Source organism: Desulfosoma sp., assembly GCF_052743555.1.
Map to the genome: position 1 here is coordinate 90,991 of NZ_JBRAHS010000003.1, position 21,695 is coordinate 112,685.

Here is a 21,695-nt window from a genome sequence, read left to right on the forward strand (position 1 = left end):
ATCGACTCCGCATGGTGTCCAACGCTGCCGGCGAACAACATCAGATGCGATGGACAGCCTCAAAAATGTCCCGATGTTGTAGACTTAAATCCAGCCCCAAATCGTCCGCCCTCTGACGAAGCGCCTTGCGAAAAGCTTGCTGGTCGATGTGCAGAGGAATATCCACTTCATAGATCATGACATTGCGTCGAGGATCGCTTCCCCCTCGAAAGGCCGCGCGAAGGTTCTTGATGTTAACGCCGAAACGGGCCATGATTTCCGTCATTCCCGCCACAAGTCCCAAACGATCAGGCCCGAAGGTAGTGATCACAAAGGGTTGGCTTGGCGGGGCCTGATATTTTTCCGATTCCTTGACCGGTCTAAGCAGAACTGCCAGCCCCATGGGCTGGAGATGCGCCGTGAGCTTGCTTTCCAGAGCCTCCATGGACAATCCCTCAGGTAGCGAGGCCATAAAAACCCCGGCAAACTCCGATTGAAGAATGGTTTGACTCACATCTTCAATATTGCACTCATTCTCGGACAAAACTCGAGAAACGGCGGCAACGATGCCCGGCCTGTCCGAGCCGAGTACGGAAATGAGCACTTTTTCGGCAGGCATGACCTCAACCTCCCTTTGGGGCCCGGGATCCCGTGACGAGCCGCACGCTAACGTGAGCGCTTCGCGAAGTCAATGGCTCATGAACGCCCAGCAACCGAGCTTTCAGGGGGGCTCGATAACGGCGGTCGCACAGTGCAGTTAGGGTGGCCTCATCATAAACGTGCTACTGGCATCGGAGGGACGCGCGCCTGCGCGTCCGGGAATACGCGACCGCAGGAGGCGGTCCCTCCGTTGGGACATGAGGGGCCTCGTTAGGACGCCAAGGCAGAGCCACTCTCAGATGGCCTGCTTCTAGGGTGCGAGGAGCCGAGTCTGTGGAGGCGGACGGGACCCGCTCGGGGCGGAGGGGCTGGGTAGCATCCTCGGCACGAAAAGTCACTCGACTTTTAAGGCAGCTTTTTGTTACAAAAATCATTAAGGACTTTCGGCCGTGATTCCCGTGCAGGCATGGGTATTGATGCACTCACCGTGGTCATCCCTTTCAGAGGAGACGTTGTATGAAAGTCCTTTTGGTTTACCCGGAGGTTGCCGAAACGTTTTGGAGTTTTCGGCATGCTCTGCGCATTGTGCGTCGCAAAGCGGCTTTCCCGCCGCTGGGTCTTTTGACGGTGGCGGCCCTTTTGCCCAACCATTGGGGAAAAAGGGTCGTGGACATGAACACTCGGCCGCTCAAAGACGAAGACATTTTGTGGGCGGACTATGTGTTTGTGAGTGCCATGATTGCCCAGCGCCGATCCACCAAAGAGGTGGTACGGCGGTGCTCCAGCCTTGGGGTGCCCGTGGTAGGCGGTGGTCCCTTGTTTTACGGTTATGCCGACGAATTTCCGGATGTGGCCCACGTGGTCATCGGGGAAGGGGAGGAGATGGTTCCTGAACTGGTGGCGGACTTGGAAGCCGGCCGTGCGCGGCCCCTGTATCGCACGGACGCGCACCCGGAACTGGACCGGACGCCCCTGCCCCTGTGGGATTTGATTCGACTCAAGGATTACGCCAGTATGAGTGTCCAGTATTCTCGAGGGTGCCCGTTCAACTGCGAGTTCTGCGACATCATTGTGCTCAACGGCCGAAAGCCGCGCACCAAGTCACCGGAACAAATGATTGCAGAACTGGAAGCCCTCTATACGAGAAAATGGCGCGGATCCGTGTTCATCGTGGACGACAATTTCATCGGCAACAAGCACCGGGTCAAGAGCGTGCTGGAACACATCATCCGTTGGCAGGAACGGCGAGGCCGAAAGTTCAGCTTTTACACGGAAGCCTCCGTGGATCTGGCGGAAGATAAGGAACTGATGGAGCTCATGGTTCGAGCCGGGTTCAACAAGGTCTTTTTGGGATTGGAAACGCCAGCCACGGAAAGTCTCAAAGAATGCGGTAAGGGCCAAAATCTGCGCCGCCCATTGGCCGAATCGGTGCGCATCATTCAAGAAAACGGCCTGGCCGTCATGGGCGGATTTATCATCGGCTTTGACAACGATCCTCCGGACATTTTTCAAAAGCAGGTGCGCTTTGTGCAATCCACCGGCGTGGTGACGGCCATGATCGGCTTGCTGACAGCCGTTCCCGAAACGCGGCTCTACAAAAGACTGGAACGCGAAGGGCGCCTTCTTTTCAAGCCCAACGGGGACAACACCAGCCTTGCGGGCACGTTGAATTTTATCCCGAAAATGGATCGACAAAAGATCATGGAAGGCTACCGCTGGGTCATGGATACCATTTATTCTCCGCACATGTACTACGAACGCATCAAAGCGTTCCTGGAAACATATCGACCTCGCGCCAAAGCCGTCGTGGCAGGGAACGACATTGTCACCTTTGTACGTTCGTTGTGGTACTTGGGTATTCGAGACACAAAGGATTCTCGATCCTGCTTCTGGAAGCTTCTCAAGGAGACGCTCCTACACTATCGGTCAAGCCTTGCCGATGTGGTGACCGTTCTGGTCTACGGCTATCACTTTCGCAAGCTGTTTCATTCAGGCATGTTCAGGAATTCGGAAGTGTCCGAAGGGCGCTTCTAGAGCATCCCTAATAGCGCACGTTGTGCGAAAAAGGCCGCCGCGCCGAAAGGCTTCATGACGGTGCCGTCAAGGCGGCCTTTTCATGTTCTTTTTTAAGCTCAAGGCTGTTTTCAGGTCGGTGGAAAACATCGGCGAATCGGCGTTCCAACTCTTCCGTGTGAAAGACCACGCGCAGCCGACGTGAAGTGGGGCCGAGGATTTCTAAAAAGATATCGAGGCGCGCTGCAGGAAGCAAGGAGGCCAAACGATCCGGCCATTCCACCACGGCCACACCGTGGCCGAAAAGGGCTTCCCGCCAGGGAAGTGTCTCCATTTCCTCAGGATCCCCGATACGGTAGCCGTCCATGTGATAGAGGCGTAGCCGGCCTTCGTATTCGTTGATGATGGTAAAGGTGGGGCTGGTGATGGGCGTTTCCACTGGAATGTCCAGACCACGAGCGATGCCCTGTGTGAGGCATGTTTTTCCAGCGCCCAGTTCCCCCCACAAGGCGACCACATCGCCGCTAACCAGGCGCTTGCCGATGGCGCAACCCAAAGCCAGAGACGATTCTGGAGCATGGGATTCCACGCAGAGCGCCCTTGTCATGCCGCTTCCAACGTCCCGATGACCATAGGGATGTGTTCAAGCAGGTCCGAAGCCAACAGACCTCGCGTCGTTTTGGCCTGAACGAGGTTTTCGGCGACCTTGCCATGGATGTAGGCAGACAGACACGCCGCCTGAAACGGCTCCAGCCCTTGGGCAAGAAAACCGGCGACCATTCCCGTGAGCACGTCACCCATGCCTCCGGACGCCATAGCTGGTGTGCCGGAGCTATTGACGGCCACGCGCCCGTCAGGGGATGCAATGATGGAGCGGTGTCCCTTAAGAAGGACGACGACACCGTGGTGCCGGCTGAATTCTTGGGCTGCCTTGAGCCGATCCGCCTGGACGTCGGCGACACGACAGTGCATGAGACGAGCCATCTCTCCGGGATGCGGTGTCACAATCACCGGCACACGCGCTGCGCGAAGGGTGTCCGGAGCCTCAGCCACAATGGTGAGGGCGTCCGCATCTAACACCAGAGGGCAGGGAGCGCGGGGAATGAGGCGAAGCAGCAGGCTTTTGGTTTCGGGGTGCAGGGAAATCCCAGGACCTACGGCAAAAGCCTGCTTGCCTTGCAAAAAGTTCACGATTTCAGATTCGGCGGCGGCGGCCGCGCTGTGTTCCGGGGTTTCGGCAATGGGCCACGTCATGGCTTCCGTCAGTTTGACTTCAAGGATCGGATTCAGGGAACGGGGCACAAACAAGGTGACGAGTCCGGCGCCGACCCGGGCGGCGCCGAGGGAAGCCAAGGCGGCGGCACCGGTTTTTCCCTCGGACCCCGCCAGAAGGCACACATGGCCCGCTTGCCCTTTGTGGGTTTCGGCGCGGCGAGGTGACAACCACTGGCGGCACATTTCCTCGTCGAGCCACCAGCGTTGCAGACCTGCAGAGGCCACTACGCACGGTGGAATCCCGATATCCACCACGTGTAGGGCGCCCACCAAGGCATCCCCTTCACCGATTCTCTGGCCCACCTTCGGCAAGGCGAATGTGGCCGTGGCCGTGGCACGAAGGGCGGCGCCCAGAATCTTTCCTGTGGAGGCATCCAGGCCGGAGGGCAGATCCACGGCCAGAACGGGTTTTTGCAGAGCGTTCACCGCTTCGATGATGTCGCGGTAGAGCCCTTGAACGGGGCTGGACAGCCCCGTTCCCAACAAAGCGTCGATGATGACATCCGCTTCGCGAACCAGCGAAAATTGGGACGAAAAGTCTTCGTTTTGATCCCAATGGGAAGGTCGCACACCGATCTTTTCCAGAATACGATAGTTGCGGAGCGCGTCCCCGCGAAGGCGTTCGGCCGGACGCAGGCACACCACGCGCACCCACGCCCCTTTGCCGTGCAGAAGGCGGGCGATGACAAATCCGTCTCCCGCGTTGTTGCCAGACCCGGCAAGCACCACGACGCGTCGGCGCGTCAGGTCGGGTATGACGCGTTCGAAAAACGCCAAGGCACCTCGAGCGGCGTTTTCCATGAGCACCGCTCCCGGAATCCCGATCTCTTCAATGGTTCGACGATCCAGTTCAGCCATTTCTTGGGCAGTCACCAGGATCATGGCGTGCGTCTCCGTCATGGCCCGTCACTGGAACTCACTTCCGTTGTTTCCACAACCACCACAGCCGCCCCATATAAGCCGTCATCGGTGAGGCTCACATGCCACGCCTGAATGCCGAGGCCGCGCAGAAGCTCCTGCGCCCTTTGGGAGAGACGGAAAATGGGCCTTCCTGAAGGGGCCTGGAGCACTTCCATGTCTTTCCAAAAAAGGGGAAGGCGAATCCCGGTGCCGACGGCCTTGACAAAAGCTTCTTTGGCGGCGAAACGCATGGCCAGGCAGGCTCCTTGATTCTTCTTGACCAAACAGGCCCGCTGTTCGGCGACCGTGAAGACCTTGTTTAAAAAGCGGTTTCCCCAACGCGCGAGCCCCGCCTCGATGCGGTCGATGCGCACCAGGTCAATGCCGACGCCGTAAACACCCATTATCCTTGCACCAATGCCACCATTTCCCGCACGGCCCGCTCCATGCCCACCAAAACGGCTCGAGCGACGATGGCGTGGCCGATGCTGAATTCTTCGATTTCCTTAATGAGACGCAGCCATAGAATGTTGCGGTAGTCCACGCCGTGCCCTGCGTGGACCACCAAGCCGATTTTTGCCGCCAGCTTGGCGGCATCTTGAAGGCGCTCGAATTCTTGCTGCCGGTTCGCGTAAGTTTTCGCTTCGGCGAACGATCCTGTGTGGATTTCCACACAATCGGCGTCAATTTTCGCCGCGGTCTTGATGTGCTTGGGGTCCGGATTAATAAACAAACTGACGGAAATGCCGCCCTGATGCAGGCGCGAAATGGCTTCGGCCAAAGCCTCTTCGTAAAGCACGACGTCCAAGCCCCCTTCGGTGGTCAGTTCCTGACGCTTTTCCGGAACCAGGGTCACGACATCCGGCTTGATGCGCAGCGCCGTTTTGAGCATTTCCTCGGTGGCGGCCATTTCCAGATTGAGTCGCGTCTTGACGGTCTGGCGCAGGATTTCCACGTCCCGGTCTTGAATATGACGTCGATCTTCCCGGAGATGGACCACGATGCCCTGAGCGCCGGCCAATTCCGCCAGAGCGGCTGCCATCACCGGATCAGGCTCCATGGCCAAACGCGCCTGACGCACCGTCGCCACATGGTCTACATTGACGGCCAACCGTGCCACGTCCTACGCCTCCTTTATCACTTTGGCAAAATCCGTTCGATACCAGGCAAAACGGTCGGGTTCGTGCCCCAGGGTCATCAGGAGTTGCCAGGTCAAGGCTTCCATGGATCGTGCCTCCTCGGGCTCACCATGGTTGTACCCCAGAAGATGAAGGATACCATGGATGAGCAAAAGATCCAGGACCTCATCCAGGGTGCATTGGGCCGTTTGCGCCATGGCTTGCGCGGTGTCCACGCAGATGACCACGTCTCCCAACATGTGAGGCGCAATGTCCCCAAATTCGCCTTCCCGCATGGGAAAGGACAAAACATCGGTGGGTTCATCAACCCCTCGAAACCTTTCGTTCAAATCGGCCATTTCCTTGTCATCGGTCAAAACTAGGCTTAGTTCTGTCTCACTGCAGTCCAAGGCGTTTAAGATCCGTTCGGCTGCCTGCTGCAGTCGTTCCAGGTCGATCTTTATCCGGTCGTAATTCTCGCTGATGTGAATCTGTGCCATGGGATTTGCCCTTTGGTGGACCAGCCTGCGCGGGATATTCAATGCGTTTGTGGTGCACCGTGGCCAGTATTTGGTGAAAGTGTTTGGCGATCTGGTGCAGATCCTTGAGGGTCAGTTCGCATTCGTCCAGCTGCCCGTCGGTGAAGGCGCTATTAATAAGGCGGCTGACCATGCCTTGAATGCGCGCAGGTGTGGGTTCCGTCAAAGACCGGCAGGCGGCTTCCACCATATCGGCGAGCATCACCAAACCAGCCTCCTTGGTTTGCGGTTTCGGGCCGGGATACCGATAATCGTCGATGTTGATAGGCGGCAATTCCGCCCCTTTGGCGGACCGAGTCTTTTCCCGTGACTCCAAAGCCTTTTGATAAAAGTAGGAAATGAGGCTCTTGCCGTGGTGTTGGCGAATGATGTCCATGATAGGTTTTCCCAGCCGGTGTTTTCGAGCCAGTTCGACGCCGTCTTTGACGTGGGAAATGAGAATGAGGCTGCTCATGGAAGGAGCCAGCCTTTCATGGCGGTTTTCCGCATCAAACTGGTTTTCGATGAAATACAGCGGTTTCTTGATCTTGCCAATGTCGTGATAATAGCCCGCCACCTTGGCCAACAGAGAATTGGCTCCAATGGACTTGGCGGCCGCTTCGGTCATGTTGCCCACAATCAGGCTGTGGTGATAAGTCCCCGGGGCCTGAATCATGAGTTCCTGCAGAAGAGGCTGGTCCATGCTGGCCAGTTCCAAAAGGCGGATGTCCGTGGTGTACCCGAACAAGAGTTCCGCCAAGGGAGTAAATCCTGTGGCCAGCACACCGGAAACAATGCCGCCCATGAATCCCAAAAAGGCATTTGTCAGGACGGCCACAGAGGATCCGTGTTCCTGAAACAAAGCCAGAAGGGTGAGGCATGCGGCATTGGTGGCCCCGGTGAGCAGGCCGGCGCGGATGGGAACCAGCCGGTTGCGACACGGATTCACCCCGTAGCTTCCCACAAGGGATCCCAAGAGGGCGAAGACAAACACTTGAAAATCATTGCCGCACACGAGTGCCGCAAAGAAGCTGACAGCCAAAGAAAAGAAAACGGCCACGGTGAGCCCGAAAAAAATGCTCGCCAGCATGGCTCCCGCGGCAATGGGAACCGCGTAAAGAAAGCTTCGATGATCGAAATATCCCGGTTGTTCGCCCACAGAGGCACTGAGCCAGTCGGCGGTTCGGCATAGCACCATAACGACGAGCAGCACGCTGGCCAGAAACACGTAATCGTGAAAATCCAGCCGCACCAATGAAATGCGCAGGGAAAGCATGTGCCACAGCACGGCCAAGAACAAGGCCGAAAACAGCCAAATCGCCAAAAAGGCGGACAGAGCGTGCTTCCTGGGTAAGGCCGAGGCGTAAGCTTCGAGCTTATGCAGATCCTCCTCGGAGAGCCTTTGGCCGTCGCGAATAATCATTTCGTTTTTCTTGATCTGCACGTACACCGGCTTGACGGCTTCCGCAGCCGCACTTTCGGCCTGCTGGGTTTCCAGCCGATTGAAAAACAGATTGGGTTCCAAAAGATGAGCGCAAAGGTACGCGACGGCCCGTGCCGATTGAATGTCCCTCTCCTGTTGAAGTATGCGCGTTGTAGCCCTTTCCCGGGCGCGATGAATGTCCGTGAAATCGTTCAACGATGCCACGGTTCGCTCTCGAAGCGATGGAATCATGCGCACCTGAATGGCTCTTCGGGCCGGTGGCGGCGAGAGCAGCGCCGCCAGCTCCGAATCCTCTGCACCAGGAAGAATGCCCTCTTCAAAAAAGACGTGAAGCCAGCCAATGAGGCGTTCCTCCAGAGACAGTGAAAAGTGGTCGCCGGCCAAGATCAAGTAGATGTTTTCCGGCACGGGAAACCCTAAGGCTTCTTCAAACACAGCTCGAAAGGACGCCATGGGGAGTTCACCCGCGTCCGTTGTCGTGGTGAAAGAGCGCACCGAGAGTCGAACCCGGTGGTCTGGCATGAGCCCGCCTGTCTCGTGAAGGAAGGCGTCATGAAGGGCGCCGCGCAGGGTTTTGAACGCCCGTGAGAGCCGAAGTGCGGCGGTTTGGGCGGCCTTCTCATGAAGATCAAAAATGAGGGGGGCGTCTTGGCGAGCCGATTGCCTCTTTTGTTTGGTGGCCTCCTGGTCCAGCAGAAGGAAATCCCGATCCGCCTTAATGTTGTGGGTGGCCACATCGCCGACGCGATAGGTCGGAGGCCTCTTCCGAAAGGAGGGGGTGATCAACAAGGCGGCCGCCAAAGAAAACACCACCACCAGGACCACTTTGGCATACTCAGGGTCTTTCCACCTTTGCAGGACTCTGAACCGCCTGCCCAACGTCTCCGAATTCAGGCGACGATTTTCGACACTCTTGTCTCTTTCCATAAAGCCGCCTATCGAGGATCGGAGGGTTTCCTCGCCGGTGTTCTGGGTTCGGCATTTTCGTAAGCTTCAATGATGTCCTGAACGAGGCGGTGACGGACCACATCCACATGGGAGAAGAAAATAAAACGAAGACCCCGAATGCCCTGCAGAAGCTCCATGGCTTCAATGAGGCCGGACGGTTTGTTTTCAGGCAGATCGATTTGCGTGACGTCCCCGGTGATCACCGCTTTGGAGCCCAAGCCGAGGCGTGTCAGGAACATTTTCATTTGTTCACTGGTCGTATTTTGGGCCTCATCCAGGATGACGAAAGCCTCATTGAGAGTGCGCCCCCGCATGAAAGCCAGAGGAGCCACTTCGATGGCGCCACGTGACAACAGCCTGGAAGCCTTTTCGAAGTCCATCATATCGTGCAGCGCATCATAGAGGGGCCTCAGGTAGGGATTGACTTTTTCGGCCAGATCTCCGGGAAGAAATCCCAATTTTTCACCAGCTTCCACAGCAGGCCTTACCAAAATGATGCGCCGAACCTGGTCCGCCATAAGGGCCGACACCGCCATGGCCATAGCCAAATAGGTTTTGCCCGTGCCGGCAGGACCAATGCCAAAGACAATATCGTGGGTTCGAATCGCCTCGATGTACTCTTTCTGTTTCAGGCTCTTGGGCGTGATAACGCGCTTGCTGGATGTGACGAAGACTTTGTCGAGAAAGATTTCTTCCAAGCGGCTTTGAGGATTGTCGCTGAGGATTCTTACCGCGTAGAGCACATCCGAGGCGTAGAGGGGATAGCCTTTGCGCAGCAGGGCCTCTAGTTCGTCCAGGGTGCGTTCCGCCAAAGCGACATGAGCTTTTTCGCCCGAGATGGTCACCTGAGTGCCGCGAACGTGAAGCCGCACATCCAATTGTTTTTCAATAATCTTGAGATGGCTGTTGCGTTCCCCGGCCAGGTCCCGAAGGACAGACGGATCACCGAAAACCTTGTTCTGGGAATAGGCAACGGAGTCGTGGACTCGAGTGGTCGACAAACACTCTTCCTTTCGTCAAAAGATGTTGCCGGTCAATCCCAACGATTATGTCAGATATCATTCGCTGCACATTCTGACAACGACTTCTTGAGCCGTATGAGCGTGAAAACCCATTGAACCGGTTACGCGAAATGGACTATGGTTTGCTTTGTCGGCCGTGGATGATCGGCTGGCGATGAAGGGGATGCCGGCGGAGGCGAAGACCATGAACATCGTGGACGGCGTGCTGCTTTTCGTCGTCATCTTTTGTGTTGTGCGGGGTTTGTGGCGCGGTGCCGCCTCCCAGCTTTTCGGTATTGCGGGGTTTGTGGCGGGTTTTTACGCAGCCTACCGTTTCGGGGCGGCCCTGGGGGAGCGGTTGGCAACCGGTTTTCCATCCCTGCCGCATGCCACGGCGATCGCTGCCGTTCTCCTGTTCTTGCTGACATGGTTTCTTGTCGCCCTCGCCGGGGCATGGATGGCTCACGGGCTTCGGCGCGGAGGGTTAGGGGGCACGGATCGCATGGTGGGCGGGGCCTTGGGACTGATAAAAGGCGCCCTGGGCATGTTGCTGGTGGTGTGGATCTTGACCCTGTTCGTGCCCCCCGACCACAGCCTTCTTAAGGATTCCCGGCTTTATCCCTATACACAGGAAGCCACACGGATCCTCGTGGAAGCCGCTCCCAAGGGGTTCCGAGAACAACTGGAGACGCTGTCCCGCAGCGTGCCGAAACCTTCACCCGGAAACGACACCAAGTTGCCGGGCGTGAAACCGGAGAGAAAAGACGGTGGAGAAAACCAGCGCAGATCAAAGTCTTTATAACCCCGAGGAACGTTGGAACGCGGTGCAACGCCTATGGAACATCATCGGTCGGCTTCGGGGTGAGAACGGTTGTCCTTGGGATCGGCAACAAACCCCGGTAACGGTGCAAACGTACTTAGTGGAAGAAGCGCATGAAGCCGCCGCGGCCGTTCGAGCGGGCTTGGTGGATGAGGTCGCAGAGGAGCTTGGAGACCTTCTGTTCATGGTGCTTTTTATGATCCATCTGTACGAAGAGGCCGGCCAGTGCACGGTGGAGTCCGTCTGCGATGGGATTGCCGAAAAGATGGTTCGCCGGCACCCACATGTTTTTGGTGATACGGCCGTGGCTTCCGCGGACGATGTTCGAGCGAAATGGGAAAAAATCAAGGAAAAGGAAAAAAAGGACCGCCCTTTCTCAGGGCTGGGCGTTCCCGCGTCTCTGCCGGCGCTCATTCGAGCCTCACGGCTCCTTTCCAGAATCAAAAATCGCGAGCTTTTTGGGCTGCCTACGGACCACGAAGAGGCCGTGGTTCATGAGGCTGCCGCCCATTTAACGGAGGGCCAGGAGATGAGTTCAGCACAGGCCGCCCAGTGGGTGGCTCAAGGCCTACTCGCTTTGGTGGCCATGGCCCGGCGCCACGGTGTGCGTCCCGAAGACTGTTTGCACATGTACCTGAATGATGTGGAACGCCGGGCCTTTGAGCAAGACAGCGTTTCTAAGGAACCGGCCATGGATCAAAAGGGGTCTTCCCATGAGAGGGCGTCGATGACCGCATGACAGGAGCAACTGGTGGCCACAAGATAAGGGCCGGGAGAGGCCTCAATGATTCGAAGCGCTTCCTTGAGATGGCCCCCCGTGTATCCACCGACGCCCGGGGCCAGTTGACGGCTTTGAATGACCACCGTGCCGAAGGCGGGTATGGTGAGATGCCGCAGGGTTTGGTAGAGCTTTTCCGGACGAGGCTTCTTGGTGACGGTGCAGTGATCTTCGGGTTCCGGACAATCATCGGGGCAACGGAAAGTGGCATGACTGGCGTACACTGTGCCGGCGGGCGTGCGAAGGGGATGGGGCACGTGATTGTCCACAATGTCGGGCACCGAAAGGCGCCGGGCAATACCCTTCTTGCCAAGCTCCATCAGCATCCAGCCATACGCCACGTGGACCGGAACAGCAGGAATGATCCATTGGTCATCTGCCAGGGCCTGGTTGGAAAGAAAGACAAAAATATCCCCGTGAACCTTCACAAGGGGGCGGTCCTCGGAAATGTTCATCAAACGCTGGCGGTTCCCGTCCACGACCACAGCGGGGTGGTCTGTGTCCGTGATCAGACGCTGGACGGCAAGAAGACCGAACCGGCCCGCACCCAGGATCCATGGCCAAGCTTTGCCTTTCAACGGTTCAGGGAGCGGCTCTTCCGCCGGCCACACTTGTGCTGGATTCCACCCCACCATTTCAAATCACCTCCGTTTGGTGAACACACGATGCCGCCGAAAGGGGGCAGGCCATGAGCGACCTTTTTACCATCTTTGAAAAAATTGCGGAACAAAGGATTCAGGAAGCCATGGAACGAGGGGAATTTGACAACCTTCACGGTGCGGGAAAGCCCCTTGTTCTGGAAGACGACAGCCATCTTCCAGCAGATTTGCGCATTGCCTACAAGATTCTTAAAAACGCCGACTGTCTTCCTCCGGAACTGGAGTTGCGCAAAGAAATCCGCACCACGGAAGAGCTGCTTTCGGGAATTCAGGACACTCAGGAAAAATACCGCCAGATAAAGAGACTCAATTACCTAATTATGAAATTGAACACCATGCGCCGTGTTTCTCCCATGCTGGAAGAACACCAGCTTTATTATCCCAAGGTTCTCGAACGGCTGGCTCGGGATAAGGAGAAGAAAAGTCCGTAATGGCGCCGCAACAAAAGGCGATGCCGTGTCGATTCGGATGTGACGTGTTTTTGGAAAACCTGCCGCGGTGGGTCTTTGAGAAACGTGTGGGCGTGTTGACCAATCAGGCGTCGGTGACGGGTGATTTTGTCCATGTGGTCGATGCGTTGGAGTCGCGCGGCGCTCGCGTGACGGCTTTGTTTTCGCCCCAGCACGGCTTTTATGCGGAAAAGCAAGCCAATATGGTGGAATCTGACCACAGCCGCCACAAGGTCTACCAGGTGCCCATCTACAGTCTCTATGGAGAAACGCGCGAGCCTACCGAGGCGATGCTCAGGGCCATCGACGTTCTTATCGTCGATCTGCAGGACGTGGGCACGCGCGTCTACACGTACGGCACCACAGTGGGGCTGTGTGTGGAAGCGCTGTGTCGGCGTTCCAAGCCCGTGGTGGTTTTGGATCGGCCCAATCCCATCGGCGGGGATCGTGTGGAAGGCAATCGGGTTCAGCCCGCTTATCGATCCTTTGTGGGCCGTTATTCTTTGCCCATGAGGCATGGGCTGACCTTGGGGGAACTAGCCCTGTGGGTGGCTCAACGACAAGGTCGGCCCGAGATGGTCAAGGTGGTCCCGGTTCAGGGGTGGGCTCGAGAGAATCTGTGGCCCGCCACGGGGCACCCCTGGATCTTTCCCTCGCCCAACATGCCCTCCTGGGAAACCGCTCTTGTGTACCCTGGAATGGTCTTGCTGGAAGGGACAAACTTGAGTGAAGGCCGAGGCACCACTTTGCCGTTTCAAGTAGTGGGCGCCCTGTACCTAGACACAGACGCGGTGCACGCCGAGCTGGATCCCTGGGCCTCGCAGGGGATTGTGGTGCGCCCTGTGGCCTTTGAACCGACTTTTGACAAGTGGCGAGGGCGGCTGTGCCGAGGGTTTCATCTGCACGTCACGGACGCCGGAGTCTTTTGTCCGTACCGATTCGGGCTGGCTTTTCTTCGGGCTGTCCTTCGAGTGCACCGAGGAGCCTTTCAGTGGCTGGAGCCCCCCTATGAATACGAGACACGGCATCGGCCCATTGATATTCTGACGGGGGATCCGCGGATTCGACCATACTTGGAAAACGGCGGGCCCATTATGGCCCTGGAAGAGGAATGGGGCCGGGAGTTGCGCGAATGCGAGGCCGAAAGGCGGGGAGTGCTGCTTTACGGTGAAGAGTGTGTCGAAGGCCAGCGTACGACGGACTGGTCAGCCCTCTAGGGTGAGTAAGACGGCCTCGGCCACTTCTCTCATGGATTTGCGGGTGTCCATGCTCTTTTTCTGCAGCCAGCGATAGGCTTCTTCACCGCTCATATTCCGTCGAGAGGTGAGCAAATCCTTGGCTTTTTCAATGATCTTTCGCTTTTCCAGCTCTTCTTCAATGATTCTTGACTTGATCATGAGTTCCGTGTTTTCGATGGCCACGGCGGCCTGGTTGGCCACGGCGGTCAGGACACTCATTTCCAGCTGCGTGAAGCGGTGCAGTTCAGAAGTGTAGCAGTTAATCACACCGATGACGCGATTTCTGACGCGCATGGGAATACTCAACATGGACACCAGCCCGAGGCGCCTTGCCAGCTCTTTTTCTTTGAAATCAGGGTCTTCCAGAACATTGAGGGCGATGTGGGGTTTGTTTTCCACCACCACCTTGCCCACGACGCCCTCACCGACCTTAAGCACACGGTCCTTCACGTATTCGGGGTTGATGGCCTGAGTCGCTCGAAGGCGCAGGACGCGTTCCTCTTCATCCAAGAGCCATAGGGAACAGACACTGGAATGCAGGACTTCGGCGGTGACCATCACAATAAGCCGAAGAATGTCGTCGAGGAATTGGTCTGAGGTGATGGCCTTGCTGATGACGGTCAAAGCCTCAACGCTCTTGTCGGCAGGACTGGTTTCCAGCGCCAGGGGCTCTTGTTTCGGGTACGGTTCCGAGGTTTCTTGAGCAAAACACAGGGGCGGGCGGCGCTTATGGGCCGTCTGGGCTTGGAGTTCTTCAATGCGTCGGCGCACAGGAGGCGTCAGCGAACGTTCCCGTCCACCTAAAAAGCTGTCCAGCTCCCTGTAGCTGAAGCCCAACTCCTCTTCATCTGTTTGGCCGGGCCACAGACCGGCGGACGGAGGTTTGGTGAGAATGGGCTTGGGCACTTTGAGAACACGAGCCAGCCGTTGCACGTCTTTTTTGAGCAAATGCACGATGGGCTGAATGTCCGCTGCTGCATCCCCGTATTTTGTGAAATAGCCCACCTCCCATTCACTACGGTTGCTGGTGCCCATGACCAGATAGCCGAGCTCGGCGGCCCGATGATAGAGGACGGCCATGCGCAGTCTTGCCTTGAGGTTTCCCAGGAATCTGGCGTTTGATGAACCCAAAAGGCGGGCCAAATGATCAAAAACTTCGCTCAGGTCCACTTCTTCATAAGGTATCTGGAAATGGCGGCAGACGGTACGGGCGTCTTGAAGATCTTCCGCAAGGGTGTGACAGGGAAGAATGAGGCCGAGCACATTGTCTCCCAAAGCTTGCTTGGCCAGAGCGGCGCAGACGGCGGAATCAATGCCGCCGCTGATGCCGAGGACCACTCCTTGAGCTTGAGCGTTTCGAACGCTCTGGGCAATCCAGGCAACAAGCTCTGATACATGATGCGGTGAAGGCCGTAGTGGCATAGCGAGAACCCCTCCCTAAAAATGTCGCGGTTGCAAAGCCTGTCCACGGGGGTTTCAGCGGACAAGATGCCCCAGTCGATTCCAGCGGACGAAGCATCGCTCCGGATCAAGGGTCAGCTGCCCGTCTTTGTTCCAGGACCAATAGATGATGAAGGCTTTTCCTTTGACGACGGACGCATCCACAAAGCCCCAAAACCGGCTGTCGTAGCTTTCGTCCCGGTTGTCCCCCATGACGAAAAAGCGGTGCTCGGGAACCACCAGTGGTCCCAGGTTGTCTCGAGGACTCAAGGCCGCGGGTAGGACTCTGGAATCCGTAAAACGTACGTATGGCTCATCCAAAGGTTTTTCATTGATGATAACGGTTTTGTCCTTTATGAGAACTACGTCCCCAGGGGTTGCGATCACCCTCTTGATAAAGTCTTTAGAGGGGTCCTGCGGGTACTTAAAGACAATGACATCCCCTCGCTTGGGGCGATCCCAGTCGATGAGGCTCCTGTCCACGATGGGCAGTTTGATGCCGTAGCGGAACTTGCTCACGAGGATATGATCCCCGATGAGCAGTGTGGTCATCATGGATCCCGAGGGAATCTTGAACGCCTGAACGACGAAAGCTCGAATGAAAAGAGCCAATAAAACCGCGATCAGTAGGGCTTCTGTATATTCTCGAAAGGTGCTTTTTTTCCTCGTCTTTGCAGATTCTAGTCCGGAAAAAACACGCAACGCCGCCTCCGATCGCGCCGATTAACCATAGAGAGATGGTTTCTGTTTGTGTGCCGGAGAGGCTTGATGGTAAATAACAAAAAACGGTGAGTGTCAACGCCAAAGTGTACAGGGGGCCGGGAGGCGCATGCTCCGAAAACAAAAAGATCTGGTCGGCGTCGATGTAGGGTCGTATGCCGTCAAAATGGTGCAGCTCACCGAGGGAAAAGCCGGGCACCGATTGGTGAACTTAGGCATGGCTCTGGTACCCCACGAAGCCGTCTCCGAGGGGCGCATTCAGCGGCCGGAGATGGTCGTCGAGACCCTGCGAAAGCTGGCCAAGAACCTGAAAATCAAGCCTGGTTCCATTGCCGCCTCCATTTCCGGCTATGAGGTCATGATCAAGAAAATTGAAATGCCCACCATGACCGAAGAAGAACTCGGCGTGCAGCTGCGTCGGGAAATTGCCCAATACGTCCCGTATAAGCTGGACGAAGTCAACGTGGACTACGAGATTCTGGATGTTTCCAAGAGGCGTGCGAAGTACATGGATGTGCTTCTTGTGGCCGCAAAAAAAGAGGCGGTGGGTTCCTACGTGAACATGCTACGAACGGCGGGCTTTGACCCCGCCGTCATCGACGTGGATTATTTTGCTTTGAGCAACGCCTTTGAAGCGACGTACGGGGTTTTTGCGGAAGAGAACATCGTCTTGATGGACATCGGCGCTTCCAAGACCACCATGACCATCGTGCAGGCGGGGCGGCCCCTCTTCACCCGGGACATGACTTTCGGCGGACAGAGTATCACCCATCGCATTGCCACGGAACTTGGGACCTCGGAGGAAAACGCCGAACGCATCAAATTGGGGCTGGGCGCCGAGAGTGCGGATCGAGCCCGGCTGGAAAAGGCCTTTGTGGAAACGCTGGCCGAATGGACCACGGACGTCAAGAGGGCTCTGGACTTTTTCTTCAGCCATTTTCCCGAAGCCAAACTGCATAGGATTTTCCTGAGCGGTGGGTCGGCCAGAATTCCCGGGCTGGAGAAATTTTTGGAAGCCGAACTGGGAATTCCCAGCGAGGTGTGCAATCCCCTGCAGCACATTGACGTAGATGCGGGGCGATTTGATCCTGCATATCTTCAACAGATCGGCCCACAGATGACCATCGCCCTTGGACTCGCACTGAGGAGAGCAGGGGACAAATGATCCGCATCAACCTTCTGCCTGCCGAAAAAAAGCCGATTCGAAGTACCGCGCGCCAATATCTTCTTGTCTATATCTTGTGTGTGGCCGTCACGGGTGTGGCCGTTGCTTTTGTGTGGTTCAGCCAAGCCCGGACCATCGACCGACTGCAGCGCCGGGAATCGGAACTCAAGGCAGAGGCTGCCAAATACGCTCAGTATGAGAAGATTCTTAAGGACCTCACGAAGCAAAAGGAAATCATCGAAAAGAAAAAAGAAGTGATTCGAGGCCTTGAAAAGGACAGGGACAGAATGGCTCGAGTCCTGGCCCTTTTAAGCCTGTGGGTTCCGGCGGATAAAGTGTGGTTGGAGACGCTCACCATTACGGAAGACAAGATAGACGTGACTGGAATTGCTTTAAGTAATGAGAGCGTTGCGGAATTTATGAGAAATCTCGAGCAATCTCCCTTTGTGGTGCGCGGCAGTGTGGTTTTGGCCCATTCTAAGCAGACGTCTGTGGGGCAACGCAAGCTCAGGGAGTATCGGTTGACGTGGACCACGGTGCCCTATTCGCGAGTCAAGGAATCCTTGGCGCACAAAGACCAGGGGCAGGGCCCTGAGGAAGTCCGGAAGTCTGCGCCGCAGACAACGCCTCAGGAAAAACCTCAAGGCTGAGCCTTTGGAGGCAACCATGAAAAAGGTGTCTCTTCCCATAGAGGCCATTGGGGCAAAGGTTGATGAACTGCCTGTGGTCCAGCGAGTGCTCGTGCTCGGCATCACCGTGTTGGTTTTGGCTGCGGCATTCTATTATTTTCAGTACACCCCTCAGAAAAAACGGATCCAGCAGCTTCATGCCAGCATACAGAGCCAAGAAGCGCGCATTGCCACTTTAAAAAAATATGCTGCGGAATCCGAAAAACTGAAGCAAGAGGTGCAACAGGCCGAGGAGGAGTTTGCCGCCATGCTCAAGCTGCTGCCCGACCAGAGGGAAATTCCGGCACTTCTGGAGACGGTGTCTCAGATCGGGGCTCAGGAAGGCTTGGAAAATCTCTTGTTTCAGCCTCTGCCTGAAGTCCCGCACGAATTTCATGCGACGATTCCCGTGCGTTTGGATCTTGTAGGACGCTATCATCAACTGGGTATGTTTCTTGACAGAATCAGTCGATTGGGACGCATCATTCAGGTGAACAACATAGCTTTGAAGCGGCGAAGTGATTCTTCGGTGCAGGTTTCCTGCAACCTCTCCACATACAGGTTCCTGGAAGAGCATGAGCGAAAGAAAGCGGAACCCAAGAAAAAATGATAGCGAGGAGAGCGAAGCAGTCCAAGGTCCACTGTGGTCGTGAAGGCAGCACGGATCGGCTGGTGACTCAAAAGATAGGACGGGAGATCATGAAGCTTTGGAATGGGTCCAAGAGTGACGTCACGAGCGCTACCGTGTCCATGATGATCATCGCGTTCCTGGTGAGCGGGGCGGCGGCCCAAGCTCCAGCGGTCATATCTCCGACAGAGGGGTCCTCCGCCGCGGAGTCTACCCCCATGGGTGGAGACGGCGTGCGGGTTTTTGGCGTGCAAGCCATGGATTTTCCCGATCGCACCGAGATTGTGGTAATCACCAATACAGCTCCTGAGCATTATCGAACCCTTCGACAGGGAGATGCAGGATTTTCCATCGTGATGGAAGGCGTGGCCACGTCCTTAGGATCCGGGTCTGTTCCCACCACATCCAAACGTGTCGGTTCCATAAAAGTGACGACGGACACTTCGGGCCGTTTTTCTCTTTCCGGCCGAATGGGCTCAGGCGTGGAAAGGCTGGAAAGTGCCGCGGAGGGGGACCGTTTGGTGGTGCGCCTTTATCCGCGAAAGCCTCGGGAAAAGACGTCCTTGGCAGCGCCCTTGAGCGGGGAGATCAGTGAGCAAAAAGCATCTCTCATCACAGGGGGGACGCCTTTCGCAGGGCTTGCCTCCGACGCCGCAAGGATGGATTCCGGAGGAGCCATGTTGACCAAAATCTACCAAGGCAAGCCTATCAGCCTGGACGTGCAGGATGCTGACCTTAGCAATGTGCTTCGGCTTTTGGCCGATGTGAGCGGCATGAACATCGTGGTGGAACCGGATGTCAGCGGCAAAGTGACGCTGAAGGTGGAAAGCATTCCGTGGGACCAGGTCTTGGATATGATTTTGATGATGAACCGACTGGGTCGAGAAGAAGTCGGAGGCGTCATTCGGATTGCCAAAGAAGAAAAGCTCAAACAGGAAATGAAGGAGCGGGAAGAGCGTATCAAGGTTGAACAGCAACTGCTGCGCGCCAAAAAGGATTTGGGGGAACTGGACACGGCTTATTTGCAGATCAATTATGGTAACCCGTCAGAAATTGCCGCAAAGATTTCCGAAATCAAAAGTGCGGACGGCAAGATCAGTGTGGATCAACGCACCGGAACCATCCTGTATACGGATTATCCGGCCCGCATCGCTGCGGCCAGAGGCATCATCGGGCGTCTTGACATCCCCACCAAACAAGTGCTTATAGAAGCGCGCATTGTGCAACTCAACACCACGGCATCACGGGATCTGGGCGTGCAGTGGGGATTTTCGTTAACCAAAACGACGGATCATCAGGTGGACACGAGCTACGCCGTAAACCATCCTGTGGCCGCCACATCCACGGCGAGCCTCACGGTGGGAAAACTGGTGGGCACCACGCTGTGGAACCTGGATCTGCGCCTTCTTGCCGCCGAACAAGCGGGACGCGGAAAAATCATTTCGGCACCCCGAGTTCTGACCATGAACCACGTCAAGGCCACCATTTCCCAAGGGACGCAGATTCCCTATTTGGCGCAAAGTCAAGACGGCATTTCCACGGAGTTTAAAGATGCGACCTTAGAGCTTGCTGTAACGCCCCATGTAACCCCGGATGGGCGGGTTCGGCTGCAGATTCAGGCTAAAAAAGAAGCGCCCAATTACACCCAGGTGATTCCGGGGCAGCCTCCAGCCATTGACAGTCGCAAGGTGGATACCGAACTGCTGGTGGATGACGGGGCGACGGTGGTCATCGGAGGCATCATCGAAGAAAATGAGTCCGCTTCGGAAAGCCGAACGCCCGGCGTTCACAAAGTGCCAGTGCTGGGTCATCTGTTCAAGTCAAATTCGACGCGCATGGATAAAAGCGAACTTCTGATCTTTATCAATCCGCAGATTGTCGATGTGTCCAGCGGCACGGTGCGGGCTGGATCTTAAGAGGCAAAGAAACTGAAGGAGGTCGGGTCGCCATAATGGGACGTTCTTCTGAAGAAGGCATGCTGCGCGGCGCCAGAACGGTTCGTCATGGATCTTGGTTGCTTTGGATGTGGGTGAGTTTGGCGGCCGCCGGATGCACCTTTCAAGGTCCGACACCCCAGGGACACATGGAAAACAAGAACATTCAAGAAACAGACAAGACGGCCGAAGAGCGCTATCGGCCTTTTGAAGATCTAAAGCCAGTGCGCATTGACTATCTTCGACCTGCCGAAGAAGTGCGGGCAGCGGAGATTTACATTTACAAAGATAAGCGGCGCCTGTATGTCATGGACGGCGATGTGCTTGTGCGGAATTATCCCATCGGGCTGGGCAAAAACCCCAGGGGGGATAAGAAGTGTGAGGGAGACGGAAGGACACCGGAAGGAAGTTTCTTCATCTGCTTTAAGAACCCGCGGAGCCGATTCTTCAAGTCTCTGGCCTTGTCCTATCCCACGCAACGACACGCGGAACAGGCTTTTGCAGCGGGTCTGATTTCCCCCATACAGTATCGCGACATTATTTTGGCACTGGACCGATGGCTGCAGCCGCCGTGGGACACACCCCTCGGGGGTGAGATATACATTCACGGAGGAGGAGCCCACGGGGATTGGACCGATGGATGCATCGCTCTCTATAACAGTGACATGACCGAACTGTACCTGATGGCCGAGCGGGGGACACGAGTGGAGGTGCGTCCCTAAGTCGTTTCAGCCCATGAGTTTCCCCCAACTCGTGTAGAGATGGGCTCTTGGGATTGCAAAGCTGCGGGTCCGGCGGGAGCCGGTCGCCCGCGGTCTCTATCGCCACCAACGACGGCGTTCTTCCCATTCCCGAAAGGCTTTGGCAACCACCAAATGCGCAAAAAGGGGATGGCTCAAATAGTTCCGATTTGCCCTTAGAAAATCTTCCTTTAAGGCCTGAAAAGTACGCTCTTTCTCGCTTTCGTCGATGAAATGGCGGGCCTTGTGGTGGCGGTAGAGAAAAGGATCGCCGTGTTCTTGAACAAATTGTTCAACCAGGGCTTTGTCGGGGCTGAGCCTTTCACGCAGTTCCGCTGTCAATGGCACGGGAATTTCCATCATGGCTTCCACGGTCCAACGATCTCCAGCCAGTTTTTTCGATCGATTGTAGATGCGCAGCTCCAGATTGTTGGAAAGGATCAAGGTCTCCACAGGTTCTTGTCTCATGTCCATCGCTTTCGCCTCCTTTGCCGTGGCCGATCCGGACTTTCATTTACAGGAACCACCGCCTTGGTGACAAGGACCACGCAGCCTGTCCAAAAATGGCTTTTTGGGGCCGTTTTCGTTTCACTCTGTAGGAGCGCCCTATGGCGCCAGCAGGCGTCGTGGCTCGCGCCGCTCCTACAAAAGGTGTTCTCA

Annotated in this window: 22 protein-coding genes; 10 read left to right on the forward strand and 12 right to left on the reverse strand. The window is 56.3% G+C overall.

All coding sequences use genetic code 11. From position 1 onward, the window contains the following. Nucleotides 1-40: 40 nt before the first annotated feature. Nucleotides 41-598, reverse strand: a complete 558-nt coding sequence (locus tag ACUVSA_RS02855; protein ID WP_445893716.1) for a glycine cleavage system protein R — start codon at nt 596-598, stop codon at nt 41-43. A gap of 497 nt (nt 599-1,095) precedes the next feature. Between ACUVSA_RS02855 and ACUVSA_RS02860 the strand changes: the two genes are divergently transcribed. Then, nucleotides 1,096-2,613, forward strand: a complete 1,518-nt coding sequence (locus ACUVSA_RS02860) for a B12-binding domain-containing radical SAM protein (protein ID WP_445893717.1) — start codon at nt 1,096-1,098, stop codon at nt 2,611-2,613. 52 nt (nt 2,614-2,665) lie between these two features. On the opposite strand, the gene tsaE is transcribed toward ACUVSA_RS02860, so the two are convergent. From tsaE to ACUVSA_RS02895, 7 genes are read right to left on the reverse strand one after another with little or no spacing between them, the layout of a single operon-like run. Further along, entirely contained in the window at nt 2,666-3,199 is a 534-nt protein-coding gene (gene tsaE / locus ACUVSA_RS02865; RefSeq protein WP_445893718.1) for a tRNA (adenosine(37)-N6)-threonylcarbamoyltransferase complex ATPase subunit type 1 TsaE, read from the reverse strand. Beyond that, nucleotides 3,196-4,767 (reverse strand): NAD(P)H-hydrate dehydratase, encoded by a 1,572-nt coding sequence (locus tag ACUVSA_RS02870; protein WP_445893719.1) that lies wholly within the window; start codon nt 4,765-4,767, stop codon nt 3,196-3,198. Before ACUVSA_RS02870 ends, tsaE begins: the two co-directional genes overlap by 4 nt. Further along, on the reverse strand, nt 4,764-5,171 hold the full coding sequence (gene acpS, locus ACUVSA_RS02875; RefSeq protein ID WP_445893720.1) for a holo-ACP synthase: 408 nt from the start codon (nt 5,169-5,171) through the stop codon (nt 4,764-4,766). Before acpS ends, ACUVSA_RS02870 begins: the two co-directional genes overlap by 4 nt. Further along, nucleotides 5,171-5,887, reverse strand: coding sequence for a pyridoxine 5'-phosphate synthase (locus tag ACUVSA_RS02880; RefSeq protein WP_445893721.1), 717 nt, complete (start codon nt 5,885-5,887; stop codon nt 5,171-5,173). Before ACUVSA_RS02880 ends, acpS begins: the two co-directional genes overlap by 1 nt. A gap of 3 nt (nt 5,888-5,890) precedes the next feature. Further along, nucleotides 5,891-6,385 carry an rRNA maturation RNase YbeY gene (gene ybeY / locus ACUVSA_RS02885; protein ID WP_445890923.1) on the reverse strand — a complete coding sequence of 165 codons (495 nt, stop codon included), beginning with the start codon at nt 6,383-6,385 and terminating at the stop codon, nt 5,891-5,893. Continuing rightward, entirely contained in the window at nt 6,282-8,774 is a 2,493-nt protein-coding gene (locus ACUVSA_RS02890; protein ID WP_445893722.1) for an HD family phosphohydrolase, read from the reverse strand. The genes ybeY and ACUVSA_RS02890 overlap by 104 nt, the downstream gene beginning before the upstream one ends. 8 nt (nt 8,775-8,782) lie before the next feature. Next, nucleotides 8,783-9,796: a PhoH family protein gene (locus tag ACUVSA_RS02895; RefSeq protein ID WP_445890925.1), complete on the reverse strand. Its 1,014-nt coding sequence runs from the start codon at nt 9,794-9,796 to the stop codon at nt 8,783-8,785. Between the two features lie 205 nt (nt 9,797-10,001). On the opposite strand from ACUVSA_RS02895, the gene ACUVSA_RS02900 reads away from it, so the two are divergent. Together ACUVSA_RS02900 and ACUVSA_RS02905 are read left to right on the forward strand one after the other, a co-directional pair. Beyond that, complete coding sequence (locus ACUVSA_RS02900) at nt 10,002-10,598, forward strand: CvpA family protein (protein ID WP_445893723.1); 597 nt, start codon at nt 10,002-10,004, stop codon at nt 10,596-10,598. Next, nucleotides 10,564-11,355, forward strand: a complete 792-nt coding sequence (locus ACUVSA_RS02905; RefSeq protein ID WP_445893724.1) for a MazG family protein — start codon at nt 10,564-10,566, stop codon at nt 11,353-11,355. Before ACUVSA_RS02900 ends, ACUVSA_RS02905 begins: the two co-directional genes overlap by 35 nt. Here the strand turns inward: ACUVSA_RS02905 and ACUVSA_RS02910 are convergent. Beyond that, nucleotides 11,313-12,029 (reverse strand): potassium transporter, encoded by a 717-nt coding sequence (locus ACUVSA_RS02910; protein WP_445893725.1) that lies wholly within the window; start codon nt 12,027-12,029, stop codon nt 11,313-11,315. The two genes, ACUVSA_RS02905 and ACUVSA_RS02910, sit on opposite strands and share 43 nt — an antisense overlap. A gap of 53 nt (nt 12,030-12,082) precedes the next feature. Between ACUVSA_RS02910 and ACUVSA_RS02915 the strand changes: the two genes are divergently transcribed. Beyond that, a complete protein-coding gene (locus ACUVSA_RS02915; RefSeq protein WP_445890929.1) occupies nt 12,083-12,484 on the forward strand; it encodes a DnaJ family domain-containing protein in 402 nt (133 codons plus the stop codon). Next, nucleotides 12,484-13,719 carry an exo-beta-N-acetylmuramidase NamZ family protein gene (locus ACUVSA_RS02920; protein ID WP_445893726.1) on the forward strand — a complete coding sequence of 412 codons (1,236 nt, stop codon included), beginning with the start codon at nt 12,484-12,486 and terminating at the stop codon, nt 13,717-13,719. The genes ACUVSA_RS02915 and ACUVSA_RS02920 overlap by 1 nt, the downstream gene beginning before the upstream one ends. Here the strand turns inward: ACUVSA_RS02920 and nadE are convergent. Together nadE and lepB are read right to left on the reverse strand one after the other, a co-directional pair. Next, nucleotides 13,708-15,162 (reverse strand): NAD(+) synthase, encoded by a 1,455-nt coding sequence (nadE, locus tag ACUVSA_RS02925; RefSeq protein WP_445893727.1) that lies wholly within the window; start codon nt 15,160-15,162, stop codon nt 13,708-13,710. The genes ACUVSA_RS02920 and nadE overlap by 12 nt on opposite strands. 54 nt (nt 15,163-15,216) lie before the next feature. Further along, entirely contained in the window at nt 15,217-15,882 is a 666-nt protein-coding gene (gene lepB, locus ACUVSA_RS02930; RefSeq protein WP_445893728.1) for a signal peptidase I, read from the reverse strand. Nucleotides 15,883-16,009: 127 nt separating this feature from the next. Between lepB and pilM the strand changes: the two genes are divergently transcribed. Genes pilM through ACUVSA_RS02955 form a run of 5 tightly spaced genes read left to right on the forward strand, consistent with a single transcriptional unit; the run spans nt 16,010 to nt 21,017 of the window. Continuing rightward, nucleotides 16,010-17,065 carry a type IV pilus assembly protein PilM gene (gene pilM, locus ACUVSA_RS02935; RefSeq protein WP_445893729.1) on the forward strand — a complete coding sequence of 352 codons (1,056 nt, stop codon included), beginning with the start codon at nt 16,010-16,012 and terminating at the stop codon, nt 17,063-17,065. Further along, complete coding sequence (locus ACUVSA_RS02940) at nt 17,062-17,715, forward strand: PilN domain-containing protein (RefSeq protein ID WP_445890934.1); 654 nt, start codon at nt 17,062-17,064, stop codon at nt 17,713-17,715. Before pilM ends, ACUVSA_RS02940 begins: the two co-directional genes overlap by 4 nt. A 16-nt stretch (nt 17,716-17,731) precedes the next feature. Then, nucleotides 17,732-18,343 (forward strand): type 4a pilus biogenesis protein PilO, encoded by a 612-nt coding sequence (locus ACUVSA_RS02945; RefSeq protein ID WP_445893730.1) that lies wholly within the window; start codon nt 17,732-17,734, stop codon nt 18,341-18,343. Further along, nucleotides 18,340-20,277: a type IV pilus secretin PilQ gene (locus ACUVSA_RS02950; protein ID WP_445893731.1), complete on the forward strand. Its 1,938-nt coding sequence runs from the start codon at nt 18,340-18,342 to the stop codon at nt 20,275-20,277. Before ACUVSA_RS02945 ends, ACUVSA_RS02950 begins: the two co-directional genes overlap by 4 nt. 35 nt (nt 20,278-20,312) lie before the next feature. After that, nucleotides 20,313-21,017: a L,D-transpeptidase family protein gene (locus ACUVSA_RS02955; RefSeq protein ID WP_445890937.1), complete on the forward strand. Its 705-nt coding sequence runs from the start codon at nt 20,313-20,315 to the stop codon at nt 21,015-21,017. Between the two features lie 96 nt (nt 21,018-21,113). Here ACUVSA_RS02955 and ACUVSA_RS02960 read toward each other — a convergent pair whose 3' ends face one another. Next, complete coding sequence (locus tag ACUVSA_RS02960) at nt 21,114-21,509, reverse strand: hypothetical protein (RefSeq protein WP_445890938.1); 396 nt, start codon at nt 21,507-21,509, stop codon at nt 21,114-21,116. Nucleotides 21,510-21,695 lie beyond the last annotated feature (186 nt).